General features: G+C 64.1%; 15 protein-coding genes. 9 read left to right on the plus strand and 6 right to left on the minus strand.

All coding sequences use genetic code 11. The features are described from left to right. The first annotated feature begins 329 nt into the window (after positions 1-329). On the plus strand, positions 330-1064 hold the full coding sequence (locus ABD842_RS20145; protein ID WP_345117810.1) for a hypothetical protein: 735 nt from the start codon (positions 330-332) through the stop codon (positions 1062-1064). Between the two features lie 71 nt (positions 1065-1135). Here ABD842_RS20145 and rho read toward each other — a convergent pair whose 3' ends face one another. After that, a complete protein-coding gene (gene rho / locus ABD842_RS20150) occupies positions 1136-3265 on the minus strand; it encodes a transcription termination factor Rho (RefSeq protein WP_345117812.1) in 2130 nt (709 codons plus the stop codon). Between the two features lie 541 nt (positions 3266-3806). Between rho and serS the strand changes: the two genes are divergently transcribed. After that, entirely contained in the window at positions 3807-5081 is a 1275-nt protein-coding gene (gene serS / locus ABD842_RS20155; protein ID WP_345117814.1) for a serine--tRNA ligase, read from the plus strand. Between the two features lie 74 nt (positions 5082-5155). After that, positions 5156-5536, plus strand: a complete 381-nt coding sequence (locus ABD842_RS20160) for a hypothetical protein (protein ID WP_345117816.1) — start codon at positions 5156-5158, stop codon at positions 5534-5536. On the opposite strand, the gene ABD842_RS20165 is transcribed toward ABD842_RS20160, so the two are convergent. The 4 genes from ABD842_RS20165 to ABD842_RS20180 all read right to left on the minus strand — a co-directional run bounded on the left by ABD842_RS20165 (position 5518) and on the right by ABD842_RS20180 (position 8964). Next, complete coding sequence (locus ABD842_RS20165) at positions 5518-5700, minus strand: UBP-type zinc finger domain-containing protein (protein WP_345117818.1); 183 nt, start codon at positions 5698-5700, stop codon at positions 5518-5520. The genes ABD842_RS20160 and ABD842_RS20165 overlap by 19 nt on opposite strands. A 4-nt stretch (positions 5701-5704) precedes the next feature. Continuing rightward, complete coding sequence (locus tag ABD842_RS20170) at positions 5705-6016, minus strand: phosphoribosylpyrophosphate synthetase (protein ID WP_345117820.1); 312 nt, start codon at positions 6014-6016, stop codon at positions 5705-5707. A gap of 80 nt (positions 6017-6096) precedes the next feature. Beyond that, the gene (locus tag ABD842_RS20175; protein ID WP_345117822.1) at positions 6097-7158 is read right to left on the minus strand and encodes a glycosyltransferase family 9 protein; all 1062 of its coding nucleotides are present in this window, start codon (positions 7156-7158) and stop codon (positions 6097-6099) included. A gap of 66 nt (positions 7159-7224) precedes the next feature. Next, on the minus strand, positions 7225-8964 hold the full coding sequence (locus ABD842_RS20180) for a DNA polymerase/3'-5' exonuclease PolX (RefSeq protein WP_345117824.1): 1740 nt from the start codon (positions 8962-8964) through the stop codon (positions 7225-7227). Positions 8965-9250: 286 nt separating this feature from the next. Between ABD842_RS20180 and ABD842_RS20185 the strand changes: the two genes are divergently transcribed. The 5 genes from ABD842_RS20185 (at position 9251) to ABD842_RS20205 (ending at position 12755) form a co-directional block, all read left to right on the plus strand. Further along, positions 9251-9559, plus strand: a complete 309-nt coding sequence (locus ABD842_RS20185; RefSeq protein WP_345117826.1) for a hypothetical protein — start codon at positions 9251-9253, stop codon at positions 9557-9559. A gap of 84 nt (positions 9560-9643) precedes the next feature. Further along, positions 9644-10048 (plus strand): hypothetical protein, encoded by a 405-nt coding sequence (locus tag ABD842_RS20190; RefSeq protein WP_345117828.1) that lies wholly within the window; start codon positions 9644-9646, stop codon positions 10046-10048. A 30-nt stretch (positions 10049-10078) separates the two neighbouring features. Further along, a complete protein-coding gene (locus tag ABD842_RS20195) occupies positions 10079-10486 on the plus strand; it encodes an EVE domain-containing protein (protein ID WP_345117830.1) in 408 nt (135 codons plus the stop codon). A gap of 104 nt (positions 10487-10590) precedes the next feature. After that, positions 10591-12132 carry a hypothetical protein gene (locus tag ABD842_RS20200; RefSeq protein WP_345117832.1) on the plus strand — a complete coding sequence of 514 codons (1542 nt, stop codon included), beginning with the start codon at positions 10591-10593 and terminating at the stop codon, positions 12130-12132. Positions 12133-12197: 65 nt separating this feature from the next. Further along, the gene (locus tag ABD842_RS20205) at positions 12198-12755 is read left to right on the plus strand and encodes a DUF4252 domain-containing protein (protein ID WP_345117834.1); all 558 of its coding nucleotides are present in this window, start codon (positions 12198-12200) and stop codon (positions 12753-12755) included. A gap of 76 nt (positions 12756-12831) precedes the next feature. Here the strand turns inward: ABD842_RS20205 and ABD842_RS20210 are convergent, their stop codons facing one another. Then, positions 12832-14130, minus strand: a complete 1299-nt coding sequence (locus ABD842_RS20210; protein WP_345117836.1) for an aminopeptidase P N-terminal domain-containing protein — start codon at positions 14128-14130, stop codon at positions 12832-12834. Positions 14131-14295: 165 nt separating this feature from the next. Between ABD842_RS20210 and ABD842_RS20215 the strand changes: the two genes are divergently transcribed. Then, on the plus strand, positions 14296-15336 hold the full coding sequence (locus ABD842_RS20215) for a glycosyltransferase family 9 protein (protein ID WP_345117838.1): 1041 nt from the start codon (positions 14296-14298) through the stop codon (positions 15334-15336). The last annotated feature ends 107 nt before the right edge of the window (positions 15337-15443 follow it).

A 15443-nucleotide genomic window follows, 5' to 3' on the forward strand; every position in this document is an offset into this window, starting at 1 on the left:
TCCAGGCGAGAACCCGGGAAAGGCTGAGTGGGCTTTATATTTGATATTACGCAGTGCGAGGTAGGTTGCCGGGTGTGAGAAGTCAGGATTTAGGAGGCTAAGAACCAGGGGTTAAAGGAGGAAGGAACGAAACGGGTGCCAGGGCAGACGCGCCTTACTTCGGCAATCGGCTCTTATGCTGCCTTCTGGCTTCCAGCTCCTAACTTCTCAAACAGGGTTGCCGCAATGCCCCGCGTAACAGCAGTACATAACCGTGGCGGGCAGCGGCGGCCGAAAGTATTTCTCCCGACTCACCAAACCTTCGGGCCCCTTTCCTTACTCTACTCGGTATGCTCCCTCTCATTCCTTACGCCCTGGCGCTGCCGCTGCTGTGGGCCACCGGCCCGACGGCCCCGGACAGCCTGATTATCTTCAATGCCAGCCGGACGTATCACTACCAGGCCATTTTTATCAGCCCGGCCGGCGACACCTTATCGCGGGAGCGGATAACGATGCAGCCTTCCGGCCAGCCCTGGGTGGGGCAGCCCAAGCGCCAAACGGCCTGCACCATCCAGTATCGGTATAATCCCGGCGATTCGCTGACTTTCGCGGCCCGCCCCAACCCGCAAAACCAGCCCGGCCGCCAGCCTCAGGCCTACGAGTGGCGCAAGTCGACGGTGACCGGGGTAATCGAAAACCCGCAGGAAATCTGGATGCACCCCATCCGTAGCAACCAGTACGCCTACACGGAGGTGGCGCCTTTTCCACAGGTAAGACCGGCTGATCTGCACCCAGGCGGCAGCTGGCAGGCCAACCGGCTTTTCATCATGGGTGGCTGGGGCGCGTTTAAAGGCAGCGTACGCCCCTTCTACCAGGTAAAAGCCCCGGCAACCCGCCGCTACGGCAACCAGAATCTGGCCGGCTGCTGGCTGATTGAGTCGGTAGGCCAGCATAGCCGGTTGGGCAACAGCTACCTCGACTTCTACTTTCACCCTCGGTACGGGTTCACCGAAATGCACTACCGCTTCTACGACGGCACCCAAATTTCGCTGGTGCTGGAAGGCCTGCCGACGGGCAACAAGTAGCCGTACCGACGCAAAAAAGCCCGTTTCACAGCGGTGAAACGGGCTTTTCGTTGTAGCGTCAGGCTGATATCCTAGCCGTTCATCGACACCAGGAACTCCTCGTTACTCTTGGTATTCTTGATGCGGTCCTTCAGGAACTCCATAGCTTCGATGGCCGTCATGTCGGCCATGAACTTGCGGAGCACCCAGATGCGGTTCAGTTCTTCCTTGCCCATGAGCAGATCTTCGCGGCGGGTGCCGGAAGCCGGAATGTCGATGGCCGGGAACACGCGCTTGTTGGCCAGCTTGCGGTCCAGCTGCAGTTCCATGTTGCCGGTACCCTTGAATTCCTCGAAGATAACTTCGTCCATCTTGGAGCCGGTTTCAATCAGGGCCGTGGCGATGATGGTCAAAGAGCCGCCATTTTCCACGTTGCGGGCCGCGCCGAAGAAGCGCTTGGGCTTGTGCAGGGCATTGGCATCTACCCCACCCGACAGGATTTTGCCGGAAGCCGGCTGCACCGTGTTGTAGGCCCGGGCCAGGCGGGTGATGGAGTCAAGCAGAATCACCACGTCGTGGCCGCACTCCACGAGGCGCTTGGCCTTGTCGAGGGCAATGCTGGCAATCTTGACGTGGCGGTCGGCGGTTTCGTCGAAGGTGGAGCTGAGCACTTCGGCTTTCACCGAGCGGGCCATGTCCGTCACCTCCTCGGGGCGCTCATCAATCAGCAGAATGATGAGGTACACTTCGGGGTGATTTTCGCTGATGGAGTTGGCAATTTCCTGCAGCAGCACCGTCTTGCCGGTTTTGGGCTGGGCCACAATCAGCCCGCGCTGGCCTTTGCCGATGGGGGCAAACAGGTCCATGATGCGGGTGCTGAGCTGGGTCGACTTGGTAGTCAGCTTCAGGCGCTCCTCGGCAAACAGCGGGGTCAGGTTGCTGAACGGAATCCGGTCCCGGGCTTCTTCCACCGTGCGGCCGTTGATGCCCTCCACGTGTACCAGGGCGAAGTATTTCTCGCCCTCGCGGGGTGGGCGGATGGTGCATTTCACCGTGTCGCCGGCTTTGAGGGTAAACTGCTTCACCTGCGCCGGCGACACGTAAATATCGTCGGGGGAGGCCAGGTAGTTGTAGAACGGGCTGCGCAGGAATCCGTAGCCGCCGTCGGGCATCATCTCCAGGGTACCTTCTCCCGGAATAGTAATATCAAACTCCTGCCGGGCCGGACGCTGCGGCTGACTTTGCGGGTTCTGCTCGCCCCGCTCCGCCCGCTCACCCTGCCGGGCCTGGCGCTGCTGGTCGCGGGCGGCAAACCGCTCGTCGCGGCGGCTTTGCTCGCGCTGCTCCCGGTCGGGGCGGCCTTCGCGGCCTCCCTCCCGCGGTTCGCGCGCAGCATCCGTGCGCAGGGGCCGGTCTTCGCGGCGCGGCTGGTCGCGGCCTTCACGGGGGGCATCGTTGCGGAACTCGCCGCGGGGAGCATCAGTCCGGGGCTGGCCCTCGCGGGATTCGCGGCTTTCGCGCGGCTCCCGGCTGCCCTCGCGCTGGTCCCGGCCGGTACCGTTTTCCGGGCGCGGCTCCCGGTACACAAACGGGGCCATGGTAGGCGCGGCGGCCGGCGTCTCGGTAGCCGGCTCCGCGGTGGGTTCGGCGGCGGGGGCTACGGCCGGGGCTTCGGGCAGCACCACCGCCGGAGCATCCGCGGCTTCATCGGCCGGCGCGGGCGCGTCGGCGCGGCGCTGGTCAGTGCGGGTGCGGCGCTCGGGGCGCTGGTACACTTTTACGGGCCGGGCCGGGCTGTCGGGAGCCTCTTCGGCCACCAGCGGCGCGGGGGCCTCGGCGGTCAGCACCTCGGCGGTTAGCACCTCGGCTATCGGCGCGGCCACGGCAGCGGGCTTCAGCGGCTGCACTGCCACCGGCGCGGGCGGTGTGGTGCGGGCTGCCCGGGGGGCCGCCGGCTCGCGGCGGGCGGCGCGGGCAGCCGGAGCCGCCACGGCCGCGGCGGGTGCCACGTCGGAAAAAGCCAGCGGGGTGGCCGCCGGCAGGTCGTCGGCTGGCTTCACTTTACTGGGGATTTTGTCGGCTGGGGTGATGGCCTGCTGATCAAGGATCTTGTAAATCAGATCCTGCTTGCTGAGTTTTTTGAAGTTGCCAACGTTCAGCTTCTCCGCAATTTCCTTCAGCTCGGAAAGCAAACGGTCCTTCAACTCTTCAATATTGTACATACACTAAAACGGGGGGGGGGGGAGAAAAACGAGCGGGTACGAGGCCGACACGGAGCAACACAGGCCAATCCGGACAAACGGGGGGCAGCCGCGGGGCGGCGCGTAGCACTTGGGAATTCGGAACGAGAAACGGGGGTAGTTTGGGGCGGTGCTGGAGATAATTCGGACCGTAGGCGAGCAGAGACTAACTCGGGGCCCGGCATCAGCGGCCGGTTTACTTACGCAATGTTAGCGTAATACGCCGGAACTGCCAAACAGGATGCCGATTTTTTAAGCGGCTGACCGGCAGCCGCTCCGGCCGGCGGCCCGCCAGGCCCCAACACTTTGACTGCTAATCAGCAAGCTGGCTTCTGCCCTACCCTTCGGTACGCTGCCAAACGGCAACCCGGGCCACATGGTTCGCCACTTCAGGGCGGGAAGGCCTTTTTTGCCGGGGACGGGGGCTGATTTACCCGGCCCAGGGCCGGAGTCCAGGTTTTCTCCGGGACGCTTCCCAAAAAAACCTACTTTTGCCCTTGTTCAAATTCGCGTTTTCTGCCTTATGCTGCAAGTTTCCATTCTCAAAGAAAACCCCGCGCTGGTCTTGGCCGGGCTAGCTAAAAAGCACTATAAAACCGCCGAAGCCGACGTGGCGGCCATCCTCGGCCTCGACCAGCGCCGCAAGGAGCTGCAAACCACCCGCGACTCGGCTCAGGCCGAGGCCAACGAGCTGGCCCGGCAGATTGGCGGCCTGATGAAAAGCGGCGACAAGGCCGGCGCCGAAACCCTGAAAGCCCGCACCGCCGAGCTTAAGCAGCTCACCAAGGCGGCCGACGACGAGCTCAGCCAGGTGGAAGAGGGCCTGCAGCAGCTGCTCTACAAGCTCCCGAACCTGCCCCACAGCAGCGTGCCCGAGGGCCGCGCGGCGCAGGACAACGAGGTGGTGCGCGAAGGCGGTACCAAGCCCGAGCTGCCCGCCGACGCGCTGCCGCACTGGGAGCTGATCAAAAAGTACGACATCATCGACTTTGAGCTGGGCAACAAGATTACCGGCGCGGGCTTTCCGGTGTACAAGAAGCAGGGCGCCCGGCTGCAGCGGGCGTTGATCAACTTTTTCCTGGATGAGGCCCGCGATGCCGGCTACGACGAGGTGCAGCCCCCGATTCTGGTGAATGAGGCCAGCGGCTACGGCACCGGCCAGCTACCCGACAAGGAAGGCCAGATGTACCACGACGCGAAGGACAACCTGTACCTGATTCCGACTTCGGAGGTGCCCATCACCAACCTGTACCGCGACGAAATCATTGCCGCCGACCAGCTGCCGATCCGCAACACCGGCTATACGCCCTGCTTCCGCCGCGAGGCCGGCTCCTGGGGCGCCGACGTGCGCGGCCTCAACCGCCTGCACCAGTTCGACAAGGTGGAAATCGTGCAGATAACCCAGCCCGAAAACAGCTATGCGGCGCTGGAAGGCATGGTGGCCCACATCGAAGGGCTGCTGCAGAAGCTGGAGCTGCCCTACCGCGTGCTGCGCCTCTGCGGCGGCGACATGGGCTTCACCTCGGCCCTCACCTTCGACCTGGAAGTGTGGAGCGCCGCCCAGGGCCGGTGGCTGGAGGTTAGCTCGGCTTCCAATTTTGAGACCTATCAGGCCAACCGCCTCAAGCTGCGCTACCGCGGCGAGGGTGGCAAAACCCAGCTCCTGCACACGCTCAACGGCTCGGCCCTGGCCCTGCCCCGCATCGTGGCCGCGCTGCTGGAAAACAACCAGACGCCCGACGGCATCCGGCTGCCCAAGGTGCTGCACTCGTACTGCGGGTTTGAGAAGATCGGGTAAAGCCAACTACGGCGAATCAGTCAGAAAGGGCCGGCATAGCGCACTATGCCGGCCCTTTCTGTTTAATCCAGTCTATGAAAATCTCCTCTCAGTTAGTCGGTCTTCTAACCCTTCTCACTTCTTGTGCTGGCTTGAGCGAAAAAGAAATAAGCAGCCCTTACTATGTAGCTCAGGATCCGGCAGCATCTTATAAAACGCTCTATTATCACTGCCCGAAGGGTTTGGGATGCGAAAGAATCCGAAACGTGCAACGAGTTGGCGACACTGCCGATTACATTTTCATCGAGTCAATCAGCGGCTTTTATTATATCATCCGAGCCCAAGACCAACCGTCAGATAGTGGTAATCCGGCCGTGCAAAAAGCTATACATGGGCCATTGACCCAATCCAACCTTAGAGCAGTCATGGCTAGCTTGGATGTCGCCGATTTCACTTTTCAATACTCCGCCATCTGACTATCCACGCAGCACCAGGCCCATTGCTCGCCGGGTTCGGCAGAAATAACTACCGGGTGCGTTGTGGCTTGGAAATGCCGGGTGGCGTGCTTATTTCTGGAGGAGTCGCAGCAGCCGACGTAGCTGCAGGCCTGGCACACGCGCAGGTGCTGGCAGAGCGCCATGGCGTCAGGCCGGGGGCATGTTCAGCTTCTGCATCAGCTCGTCGTTGAGCGGCTCCGAATACGGCCCGTAGGCGCTGATCAGCAGGCCCTTCACGCCCTGATCCGACTCAATGGCGTACACCACGCTTTCGTCGCCGGGGTCGGTGTTGCCTTCGAAGCGGTAAAACTCGCGCACGTGGAAGTGCTGCGGGTGCAGCTGCATGTCGCGGCCGGCGCAGTGCAGGTGGCCATCCACGATGTTGAAATCGTCGGTGTAGCCGCGCTTCTGCAGGTCGCGGGTGGCCTGCGAGAGGGTATCGTAGAAAGGATGACTCATGGCCAGAAAGTTAGAATACCGCTAAAAGGTAGCGCTTTTTACGGCCATTCGCCAGCCGCCCGGCCCGGCTCCGGCGGCGGCTAGCGGCCGTCGTGCGCGGGCGGCAGCTCGAGGTCGAAGCGCAGGTCGCGCATGCAGCGGAAGTGGCCCTGCGGACACTGCTCGTAGCCGATCTTGGAGCAGGGCCGGCACGCGAGGCCCCGCACTTCCAGCACCCGAAACTCGCTGCGGTAGGGGTACATGCCAAACTCCGGCACGGTGTTGCCCCACACGCTGAAAATCTCCTTGCCAAACGCGGCGGCAATGTGCATCAGCCCGGTGTCGTGGCTGACCACCAGACGGGCCTGCCGCACCAGCGAAGCCGACTGGTTCAGGGTAAACTTGCCGCAGGCGTTGTAGATGCTGGTTTGGGGCGCCGGCGGACTGGACTGCGGAAAATAATAGGGACTGTCGGGCAGGCGGGGCACGGGCGGGGCCGTCGGGGCCGCGCCCTGGTCGAACGCCAGCTCGATGGTGTGGCCCGCGCTTTCGTCTTCGGGGCCGCCGAGCAGCACCACGGGCTGCCGCAGCTCCCCGCACAGCTCGATGAGGCGCTCCAGGGGCAGGCGCTTGGTGGCGTGCTGCGCCCCGATGGCAAAGGCCACGTAGCCGCGCTGAAAAGCGGGCGGCAGCGTGGCGGCCACGTCTACCTCGTCCTGGGCGGGAATAAAGTAATCCAGCCCCCGGCCGTCGTTTTTCACCCCCAGCGGGGCCGCGGCGGCCAGGTAGCGGTCCACGATATGCACGCGGGGCAGGCGGTCAATCCTGAGGTTGACCAGCAGCCATTTCTGCAGGTTCAGCTTGTCGAAGCTGCTCGACTTTACCCCCAGCTGCAGCTTGATCAGCCGGGTGCGCAGGTTGTGGTGCAGGTCGATGATGTAGTCGAAACGCTCGGCGCGCAGCTCGGCCACCAGCTCCGCCAGCGGGCCGCTCAGGCAGTGCACCTGGTCGACGTGCGGGTTGCTGGCCACAATGCCGCGGTAGGCGGGCTTGGTAGCAAAATGCACCAGCGCGCCGGGCACCTGCTGCTTCAGCGCCCGCACCACCGGCGTGGTCAGCACAATGTCGCCGATGGAGGAAAAGCGCAGAACGAGAATTTTCATAAGTACCAGCAAGCCATAAGCGGCCGACGGCCAGCTCCCACCGCGGAAGCAGGCGGCCGCGCCATTTTACCCGAACAGGGAGTCTTTAAACTCCAGAGGCGGCTTGATTGCCGCTTTGCGCCGGTCGAAGTAGGCCGCCATTTCCCCGGCGCTCAGCGCGTTGAAGGTCATGTCCTTGGTCAGCCCCCCTTTGCGGCCCATCATCACGCCGTAGCGCATGTCGGCGTAGCCGTCGGTGTGGTGGGCGTCGGGGTTGATGCTGAGCTGCACGCCCTGGTCGAGGGCGTAGCGCACCCAGCGCCAGTCCAGGTCGAGGCGCCAGGGGTTGGAGTTGATTTCGATGATAACGTTGTGCTGGGCGCAGGCGTCGATGATGGCCTTGTGGTTGATCGGGTAGCCTTCGCGGCGCAGCAGCAGGCGGCCGGTGGGGTGGCCGAGCATGGTAGTGTAGGGGTTGGCAATGGCCCGCAGCAGCCGCTCGGTGGCTTTGCGCTCATCCATGCGCAGATTGCTGTGTACCGAGGCCACGATGAAGTCGAAGCTTTCGAGCACGGCGGGCGCATAGTCGAGGCCGCCGTCGGAGAGAATGTCGCTTTCGATGCCCTTGAAGATGCGGAAGGGCGCCAGCTCCTGGTTGAGCTGGTCGATTTCGCGCTGCTGCTGCCGGACCCGCTCGAGGGGCAGGCCGTTGGCGTAGTGCGCGGCCTGCGAATGGTCGCAGATGCCGAGGTACTCGTAGCCCTGGTCGCGCAGGAACTCGGCCATCTGCCGCAGCGTGTGGTTGCCGTCGGAGTAGGTGCTGTGGTTGTGCAGGGAGCCGCGCAGGTCGGTGTCCTCAATAAGCCGGGGCAGCTTCTGCTCCTTCGCCAGCGCTAGCTCGCCCAGGCCCTCGCGCAGCTCGGGCTCCACGTACTGCAGGCCCGCTTTCCGGTAGATGGCGTCTTCCTGGTAAAATCGCTCCCGCTGCACCAGCTGCCGCAAAGAGCCCACGGCCCCGCCCAGCGGCTCGCTCAGGTGGGTTTCGGTGGCCGTGAGCAAAAACAGCTGATTAACGAAATCCTCCTGGCTCACCAGATTCACTTCCACCTTCACGCCCGAGGCCGTTGCGGTGCCGCGCCAGGCCAGCGGGCCGGAGCGGGCCGGGTCGGCGGTGAGGTCTTCCATGGTGTTGAGCCGCTCGTGGGCCTGCCAGGGCCGGGCGGTAGCGGCTACCAGCCGCACGGTTTCCACGGTTTCGAGGCGGCGGCGCACCTCGCCGGCCACGGCCACCTGCTCGGTTTGCAGCGCCTCCCGCAGGGGCCCGGCCAGGTCGTTGGCCAGGGTTTCGGCCTGGGGGTAGAGCAGCTTGCCCCGGCTTTCCTGGTTGAATTCCAGGGCCGCCAGAATCATGTCCTGGGTCTTTTTGCCGAAGCCCTTGAGCTTGCTCACCTCGTCGTTTTCGGCCGCCTCCCGCAGCTGCCCGATGCTTTCCAGTCCCAGCTCCCGCCACAAGGAGCGGATTTTCTTGGGGCCGATGCCTTTGATGCCGAGCATTTCGACCACGCCGGCCGGGGTGGTATCGAGCAGCTGCTGCAATTCGGCGAAGGTGCCGGTATCGAGCAGCTCGGCCACTTTGGCGGCGGCCGTTTTGCTCAGGCCGGTGCGGTCGGGCAGGCCGGTGCGGTCCATGTCGGCCACGGGTCTTTCGAGGCGTTCCAGCACGGCGGCGGTGCCTTCGTAGGCCCGGATCTTGAACGGGTTTTCGTCGTGCAGCTCCATGAGCGACGCGGTGAGGCGGAAGGCACGAATAAGGGCGCGGTTGTCCATTGATTTTTGGCTACTGGCTTTTGGCTCCTGCTCTATGGACGGCGGCCATAAACCAATAACCATTACCTAAAAACCCAAAAGGGGGCGGGCGGCAAAGGTACGGGCCAATGTCGTACATTCGCTGCTACGGTCCACGGATGGACCAGGTCCTGGTTTTGCCCCACTTTCTGCGTTCTGCCTTATGCGTTTGTTTCTGCTGTTGGCTTGCCTGAGCCCGTTTCTGCTGGCCGGTACCTGCACCCCCGACCCGCGCTCCTCAGCCGCTGCGGCTGCCACCTCCCCCCAGATGAAACAGCTTGAACGCACCTGGCTGCACTCCCAGGAAGAAGACCAGGGCGACGTGCGCGTGTACCGCCCCAACACCTACGCCTTCCCGCCGGCCCGGGGCCGCACGGGCTTCCAGTTCGACCACAACGGCTTGTTTACCCAGTTCGACATTGCCCCCACCGATGGCCTGGAAGGCCGCAAGGGGCAGTGGAAAGCCGACGGCAGCACCAGAGTCAGCATCACCCTCGACGACAAGCGCGACCCGGATTATCAGCTCGAAATCGTGTCCCTCGACAAGGACGTGCTCAAGGTGCGGCGCGTGGAGTAAAAGCCGCGCGGGAGCCCCGCGTGCAACCTTCGGCCGGCCGCTATACTCGCTATTTTATATTCTCCCTCCCTGTTCGTTTACGCTATGCGCCTTTTCCTTGCCGGGCTGACCGCCCTGGCCCTGCTGACTACCGGCTGCCAGAAAGAAGCCACCCTGCCGGCTCCAACCACGGTTCAGTCCCGGATTCTGGGCCGCCTGTGGCTGGAATCCTACGAGGAAGAGCAGCCGGGCACCAACACGAAAGTGTTTCGCACCCAGACCTACGCCTTCGCCGTGTCCCGCCCCCGGTTCGGGTTTCAGTTCGATGCCGGCAACGTGTTTACCGGCTACCAGGCCAGCCCCACCGATGGCCAGACCACCGTGCCGGGCCGCTGGCTCACCACGGGCCCCGACCTGTTTCGCATCACGCCCAACCACGAGCCAAGCACTTATACGCTGCACCTGATTTCGGTGCAGGACGACGTGCTGCGCGTGCAGATCCTGCCGTAGCGGCCGCGTTTTCCTGCGTAGCTTGCGCCCATGAATTACTGGCTCGTAAAATCGGAGCCCGGGGCGTATTCCTGGGCTGATTTCACCCGTGACGGCGGCACCGACTGGACCGGCGTGCGCAACTTTCAGGCCCGCAACTACCTGCAGCAGATGCACCCCGGCGACCTGGTGCTGTTTTACCACAGTGTAACCGACAAAACCGTGGTCGGCATTGCCCGGGTAGCCGCCGCCGCGGCTGCCGATGCCACCGCCGAAACCGGCAGCGGCTGGGTGGCCGTGGCCCTACGCCCGCAGCAGCCGCTGCCCCGGCCCGTCAGCCTGGCTCAGATCAAGCAGGATGCCCGCCTGACCCAGATTGGCCTGCTGCGCCAGTCGCGGCTGTCGGTGATGCCGCTGCGGCCCGAGGAGTTTGATACTATTCTGGAGCTGGGCAGCTAGCCGGCTCCCGGCCCGCGGCCGCTGTTTGTAGCTGGGTCGCGCTGACTTTGCCGCGGCTTCGTCGTATCTTACTAGGCGCCATCCGGTATATGGCTTCTCCTGCTATGAAACACGCCTTACTCGCTCTCCTGCTGCTGTGGCTGGTGGGGCCGGGCCCCAGCCTGGCCCAGCGCCGGGCACGCCTGCTTCAGCCGCCGGCCAATGCGCCGGCGCAGCCCCTGCGCCTGGAGCTTGCCCTGGAACAGTTTACCAGTGAAGTTCACGTGCAGGTTCTGCCCGAAGACAGCAGCGCCGTGCTGCTGGTAGAAAAGGAAAACACAGGGGCACGGCGCAGCCAGGTGTCGTTTCAGAAGCTGGACCGGAAGCTGCAGCTCAGCTGGATAAAGCAGCTGGACGTACCCGAAGGCTATGACTTTGCCGCCATCTGTGCCGAAGAGCCCATGGTGTATGCCCTGTTTCAGGACAACCTGCGCGAGCAGCGCCTCTGGACGGCGGCCCTGAACAGCCGGACCGGCGAAATCCTCACTACTTCCTTCGACACCAAAAGCAGCCGCGACATCTACGAGCTCAAGGCTCTGGCCGGCAACCTGTTCGTTACGGTGCAGGTCGAGCAGCACGTGACGGTGCTGCTGCTGAACCTGCGCACGGGCCAGCAGCAGTTTCTGCCCTCCGTGTACGAGGAAATTCCGGCTCAGCTTACCTTCCTGGCCGACTCCGTCAGCCAGCGGGCCAAGTTTGTGGTGAGCCAGACCAACGGGGTCAAGTCGCGCCTGCAGGTCAAGCAGCTCTCCCCCCAGGGCCAGCTGCTGCGCACCGAGTACGTGCAGGCGGCCAGCGACCGGGGCCTGCTCACGGCCCAGATGAGCCCCGGCGACACAACCGAGCGGCTGCTCACCGGCACTTACACTCTGCGCGACCCACGCTATTCCCAGGGCCTGTTTGCCACCGACCTGGCCGCGGGCGTCACCCCAACCGGCTCGCGCGAGTCGCTGCGCTTCTACGACTTTTTCAACTTCAAGCACTTCTTCGACTTCATGCACCCGGCCCGCGAGGCCCGGTTCCGGCAACGGGGCACCCGGCGGCGGGCGGCGGGCCAGTTCCGCCTCCACTACCGCCTGCTGATGCACGACCTGGTACCGTTTCAGAACGGCTACGTGCTGGTGGCCGAAGTGTATTACCCGCACTACCGGTTCAATGGCTACGGCTACGGCTACACCCGGTTTATGAACTCCACCCGGGGCTTCGATGGCTACACCACCACCCAGGCCATCGTGTGCGGCTTCGACCGGCACGGCGCCTTGCTCTGGGACAATACCTTCGTGCTGAAAGACATGCAGCAGAGTGAGCTGCTGCCCACCGTGCGCCTGTGCCCGCTGCCCGATGGGCAGCGCCTGGCCCTGGCCTACCTCGATGACGACGACATTCACTACAAGGTTGTTGACCGCACCGTGACTTCCCCCAACGACCTGAGCGTGCCGCTCAAAACGTCGCTGACCATGCCCGCCGAGCGGCCGACCTCGACCAGCAACGCGGGCATGGTGGCGTGGTACGGCAACCGCCTGCTGGCCTACGGCTACCAGCACGTGCGCGTGGAGCAGGGCACCGACCGGGAAGTATTTTTTCTGAATGCCATAGCCTTTGAATGAGCCGAACGGCGGGGCCGGATCTGCGTAAAGGAGAAATCTTCGCACTTTCCCCTTCTCTGCACGCCATGAAAATCCGCTTTTTAACCCTGCTGCTCGTAACCGCCCTGCTGGCCGCCAGCAGCTGCCGCAGCACCGGCCCGGGCCAGCCCGCCAAAACGGTCGACCAGTTTTTTCGCAAATACGAAGGCCGCTCCGGCTTCAACGTCACCGACTGGTCGGCGGGGCTCACGGCCCGGCTGCTGCTGCTGAAAGTCGGCAGCCTGGGCGGCGACAACTCCGTTACCCAGGCCCTGTCGGCCGTGCGCAGCGTGAAGGTGCTCACCTTTGCGCCCACCACGGGCAGCTCCCGCGCGCTGGTGGCCGAGGGCCTCAACAAGGAAGTCGACGGCCTGCTGGCCAGTGAGCGGTACACGCCCGTGCCAGTCACCGAAACGGGGACGGCCGTGCTGCGCTACTCGGCCCGCCAGCAGGGCGACCAGGTGCAGGAAGTAGTGGCCACCGGCAACGTGGAGGGCGCGCCCGAATCGTTTATGCTGGTAGCCATTTCCGGCAACTTCACCCAGGAGCAGCTGCAGCAGCTGATTAAGTTTCTGCCTAAGGTAAAAAACGAAATCGGCCGGTAAAGCTGGTGTGAGGCCCAACAAAAAAGAGGTTCTGCCCCGGGCAGAACCTCTTTTTTGTTGGCTGCTTCCCGGTAGCCTAGCGTCGGGCTTCGCGCATCAGCCGCTCGATGTCGTCGGCTTCGAGCGGAATGTTCTTCATCAGATCCTCGGGCTGGGAGCGGGTGATGAGCACGTCGTTTTCGAGGCGGATGCCCAGTCCTTCGGCCGGGATGTAGATGCCCGGCTCGCAGGTATACACCATGCCCGGCTCGAAGGTGCGGTACTTGGCGCCCACGTCGTGCACGTCGAGGCCGAGGTAGTGGCTGGTGCCGTGCATGAAGTACTTTTTGTAGAGCGGGGCGGCGGGGTCCTGGTGCTGTACGTCGCTGGCGTTGAGCAGGTCGAGCCCGATCAGCTCCTGCTCCATGGTGCGGCCTACTTCGGCGTGGTATTCTTCGATGTTGTTGCCGGCCACGAGGCGGGAGGTGGCAAACTTCATCACCCGCAGCACGGCTTTGTACACGGCGCGCTGCCGCTTGGTAAACGTGCCGTTCACGGGAATGGAGCGCGACAGGTCGGCGGCGTAGTTGGCATATTCGGCGCCGAAGTCCAGCAGCATCACGTCGCCGTCCTGGCACTGCATGTCGTTGCTCACGTAGTGCAGGATGCAGGCATTGGCGCCCGAGGCAATGATGCTGCCGTAGGCCGGCCCGCGGCTGCGGCTGCGCAGAAACTCGTGGTAGAGCTCGGCTTCAATCTCGTATTCCCACACGCCGGGCTGCACAAAGCCCAGCAGGCGGCGGAAGGCCTTTTCGGTGATGTTGGCCGCTTCCTGCATCAGCCGGATTTCCTCCGAGCTCTTGATGGCCCGCAGCTGGTGCATCAGGGGCGCCACGCGCCGGTACTGGTGCAGCGGATACCGGGCCCGCAGCTCCTTGCCCAGGCGAGCGTCGCGGGTTTCTACCTCCACCACCGCCCGGATGTGCTCGTTGGCGTTGAGGTACACGTTTTCGGCCTCGTTCATGAGCGCGGGCAGCACCTGCTGAAAGGAGTCGAGCCACAGGATGGTGGCAATGCCGGTTTGGGCCCGGGCCTGGTCCTTGGTCAGCTTGTAGCCTTCCCAGACCAGGATATGGTCGCTGGTTTCCTTCAGAAACAGGATTTCGCGGTGCTGGGGCAGCTTGGCATCGGGAAAAACCACCAGGATGCTTTCCTCCTGATCCACGCCCGACAGGTAGAACAGGTCGTTGTTCTGGCGGAAGGCCATGTGGCCGTCGGCATTGGTCGGCATCACGTCGTTGGAGTGGAAGATAGCCAGCGAGGCGGGCGGCAGCTGCTGGACGAAGTTGCGGCGGTTCTGAACGAACAGATCGGGCGAGATGGGACCGTAGCGCATAGAAGGGGCTTGGAGGTGAAAGACAAGGGACGCGGCGGGCGCGGGGGGAGCTGCAAGTTAAAAGAAAGCCCGGCAGCACGCCCGGGGCCTTTGCCGGCCGATAAACCGCGCTGCGCTACCATTAACCCACCGGCCTGCGTAGTTTTGGGGCCTTTGCTCCCGCCCATGCCCGCTGCCCCCTCCGCCTCCCGCGCCGTCCTGCTGATTCAGACCGCCTTTATCGGCGACGTGATTCTGGCGACGGCCCTGCTGGAGCGCCTGCACCACACCGAACCCGGCACGCCCGTCGACTTTCTGGTGCGCAAAGGCAATGAGGGGCTGCTCAAAAACCACCCCCACGTGCGGCAGGTGCTGATCTGGGACAAGAAAAAAGACAAGTACCCCGGCCTGTGGCAGCTGCTGCAGCACATCCGCGGCGCGGGCTACGACCGGGTCATCACCCTGCAGCGCTTCGCCTCCACCGGCTTCCTGACGGCTTTTTCCGGCGCCCGGGAGCGGGTGGGCTTCGACAAGAACCCGTTTTCCTTCCGCTTCACCCGCGTTGTGCCCCACGTTATCGGGGCCGGCGTGCACGAGGTGTCGCGCAACCTGCACCTGCTCGACCCGGCCGCCGAGCTGCCCCTCACCCCGCCCCGCCTCTACCCCACTCCCGCCGATGAGGCCGCGGCGGCCCAGGCCGCTGGCGCCGCTCACGGCGGGCCGTACGTCTGCATTGCGCCCACGTCGGTGTGGTTTACCAAGCAGTTTCCCCAGCAGCAGTGGGTGAAGCTGCTGCGCGCCCTGCCGCCCCACTACCCCGTGTTTCTCATCGGCGGGCCGCCCGACGTGGCGGGCTGCGCCCAGCTGCTCACCGACAGCGGCCGGGCGGGCGTGGTGAATCTGGCGGGTAAGCTGTCGTTGCTGGCTTCGGCGGCCCTGATGCGGGGCGCGGTGCTGAACTACGTCAACGACTCGGCGCCCATGCACCTGTGCTCGGCCCAGGGGGCGCCCACCTGCGCCGTGTACTGCTCCACGGTGCCGTATTTCGGGTTCGGGCCGCTCAGCCCGTTTTCGCGGGTGGTGGAGCTGGCCGCCGAGCTGGAGTGCCGGCCCTGCGGGCTGCACGGCTACCGCAAGTGCCCGCTCGGCCACTTTCACTGCGCCCACGGCATCGAAACGAGCCAGCTGCTGGCCGCGCTGGTTGAGGCGGAGGTAGCGGCTGGCTAAACTTGCCATGGCGAGCATTCTGCGCATCAAGCAGAGCCGAAGCAATCCGTCCGCTGAAATGTGAAAGGCCCGGCTAACCCCCAAAGCCTCAATACAAAGCCGATGGC

This window comes from Hymenobacter algoricola, assembly GCF_039539525.1.
Classification (GTDB): domain Bacteria; phylum Bacteroidota; class Bacteroidia; order Cytophagales; family Hymenobacteraceae; genus Hymenobacter; species Hymenobacter algoricola.

Excerpts from the sequence above, each read along its gene's own strand:
- ABD842_RS20145 (WP_345117810.1), top strand. The coding sequence starts at position 330 with ATGCTCCCTCTCATTCCTTACGCCCTGGCGCTGCCGCTGCTGTGGGCC.
- rho (WP_345117812.1), bottom strand. The coding sequence starts at position 3,265 with ATGTACAATATTGAAGAGTTGAAGGACCGTTTGCTTTCCGAGCTGAAG.
- serS (WP_345117814.1), top strand. The coding sequence starts at position 3,807 with ATGCTGCAAGTTTCCATTCTCAAAGAAAACCCCGCGCTGGTCTTGGCC.
- ABD842_RS20160 (WP_345117816.1), top strand. The coding sequence starts at position 5,156 with ATGAAAATCTCCTCTCAGTTAGTCGGTCTTCTAACCCTTCTCACTTCT.
- ABD842_RS20165 (WP_345117818.1), bottom strand. The coding sequence starts at position 5,700 with ATGGCGCTCTGCCAGCACCTGCGCGTGTGCCAGGCCTGCAGCTACGTC.
- ABD842_RS20170 (WP_345117820.1), bottom strand. The coding sequence starts at position 6,016 with ATGAGTCATCCTTTCTACGATACCCTCTCGCAGGCCACCCGCGACCTG.
- ABD842_RS20175 (WP_345117822.1), bottom strand. The coding sequence starts at position 7,158 with ATGAAAATTCTCGTTCTGCGCTTTTCCTCCATCGGCGACATTGTGCTG.
- ABD842_RS20180 (WP_345117824.1), bottom strand. The coding sequence starts at position 8,964 with ATGGACAACCGCGCCCTTATTCGTGCCTTCCGCCTCACCGCGTCGCTC.
- ABD842_RS20185 (WP_345117826.1), top strand. The coding sequence starts at position 9,251 with ATGAAACAGCTTGAACGCACCTGGCTGCACTCCCAGGAAGAAGACCAG.
- ABD842_RS20190 (WP_345117828.1), top strand. The coding sequence starts at position 9,644 with ATGCGCCTTTTCCTTGCCGGGCTGACCGCCCTGGCCCTGCTGACTACC.
- ABD842_RS20195 (WP_345117830.1), top strand. The coding sequence starts at position 10,079 with ATGAATTACTGGCTCGTAAAATCGGAGCCCGGGGCGTATTCCTGGGCT.
- ABD842_RS20200 (WP_345117832.1), top strand. The coding sequence starts at position 10,591 with ATGAAACACGCCTTACTCGCTCTCCTGCTGCTGTGGCTGGTGGGGCCG.
- ABD842_RS20205 (WP_345117834.1), top strand. The coding sequence starts at position 12,198 with ATGAAAATCCGCTTTTTAACCCTGCTGCTCGTAACCGCCCTGCTGGCC.
- ABD842_RS20210 (WP_345117836.1), bottom strand. The coding sequence starts at position 14,130 with ATGCGCTACGGTCCCATCTCGCCCGATCTGTTCGTTCAGAACCGCCGC.
- ABD842_RS20215 (WP_345117838.1), top strand. The coding sequence starts at position 14,296 with ATGCCCGCTGCCCCCTCCGCCTCCCGCGCCGTCCTGCTGATTCAGACC.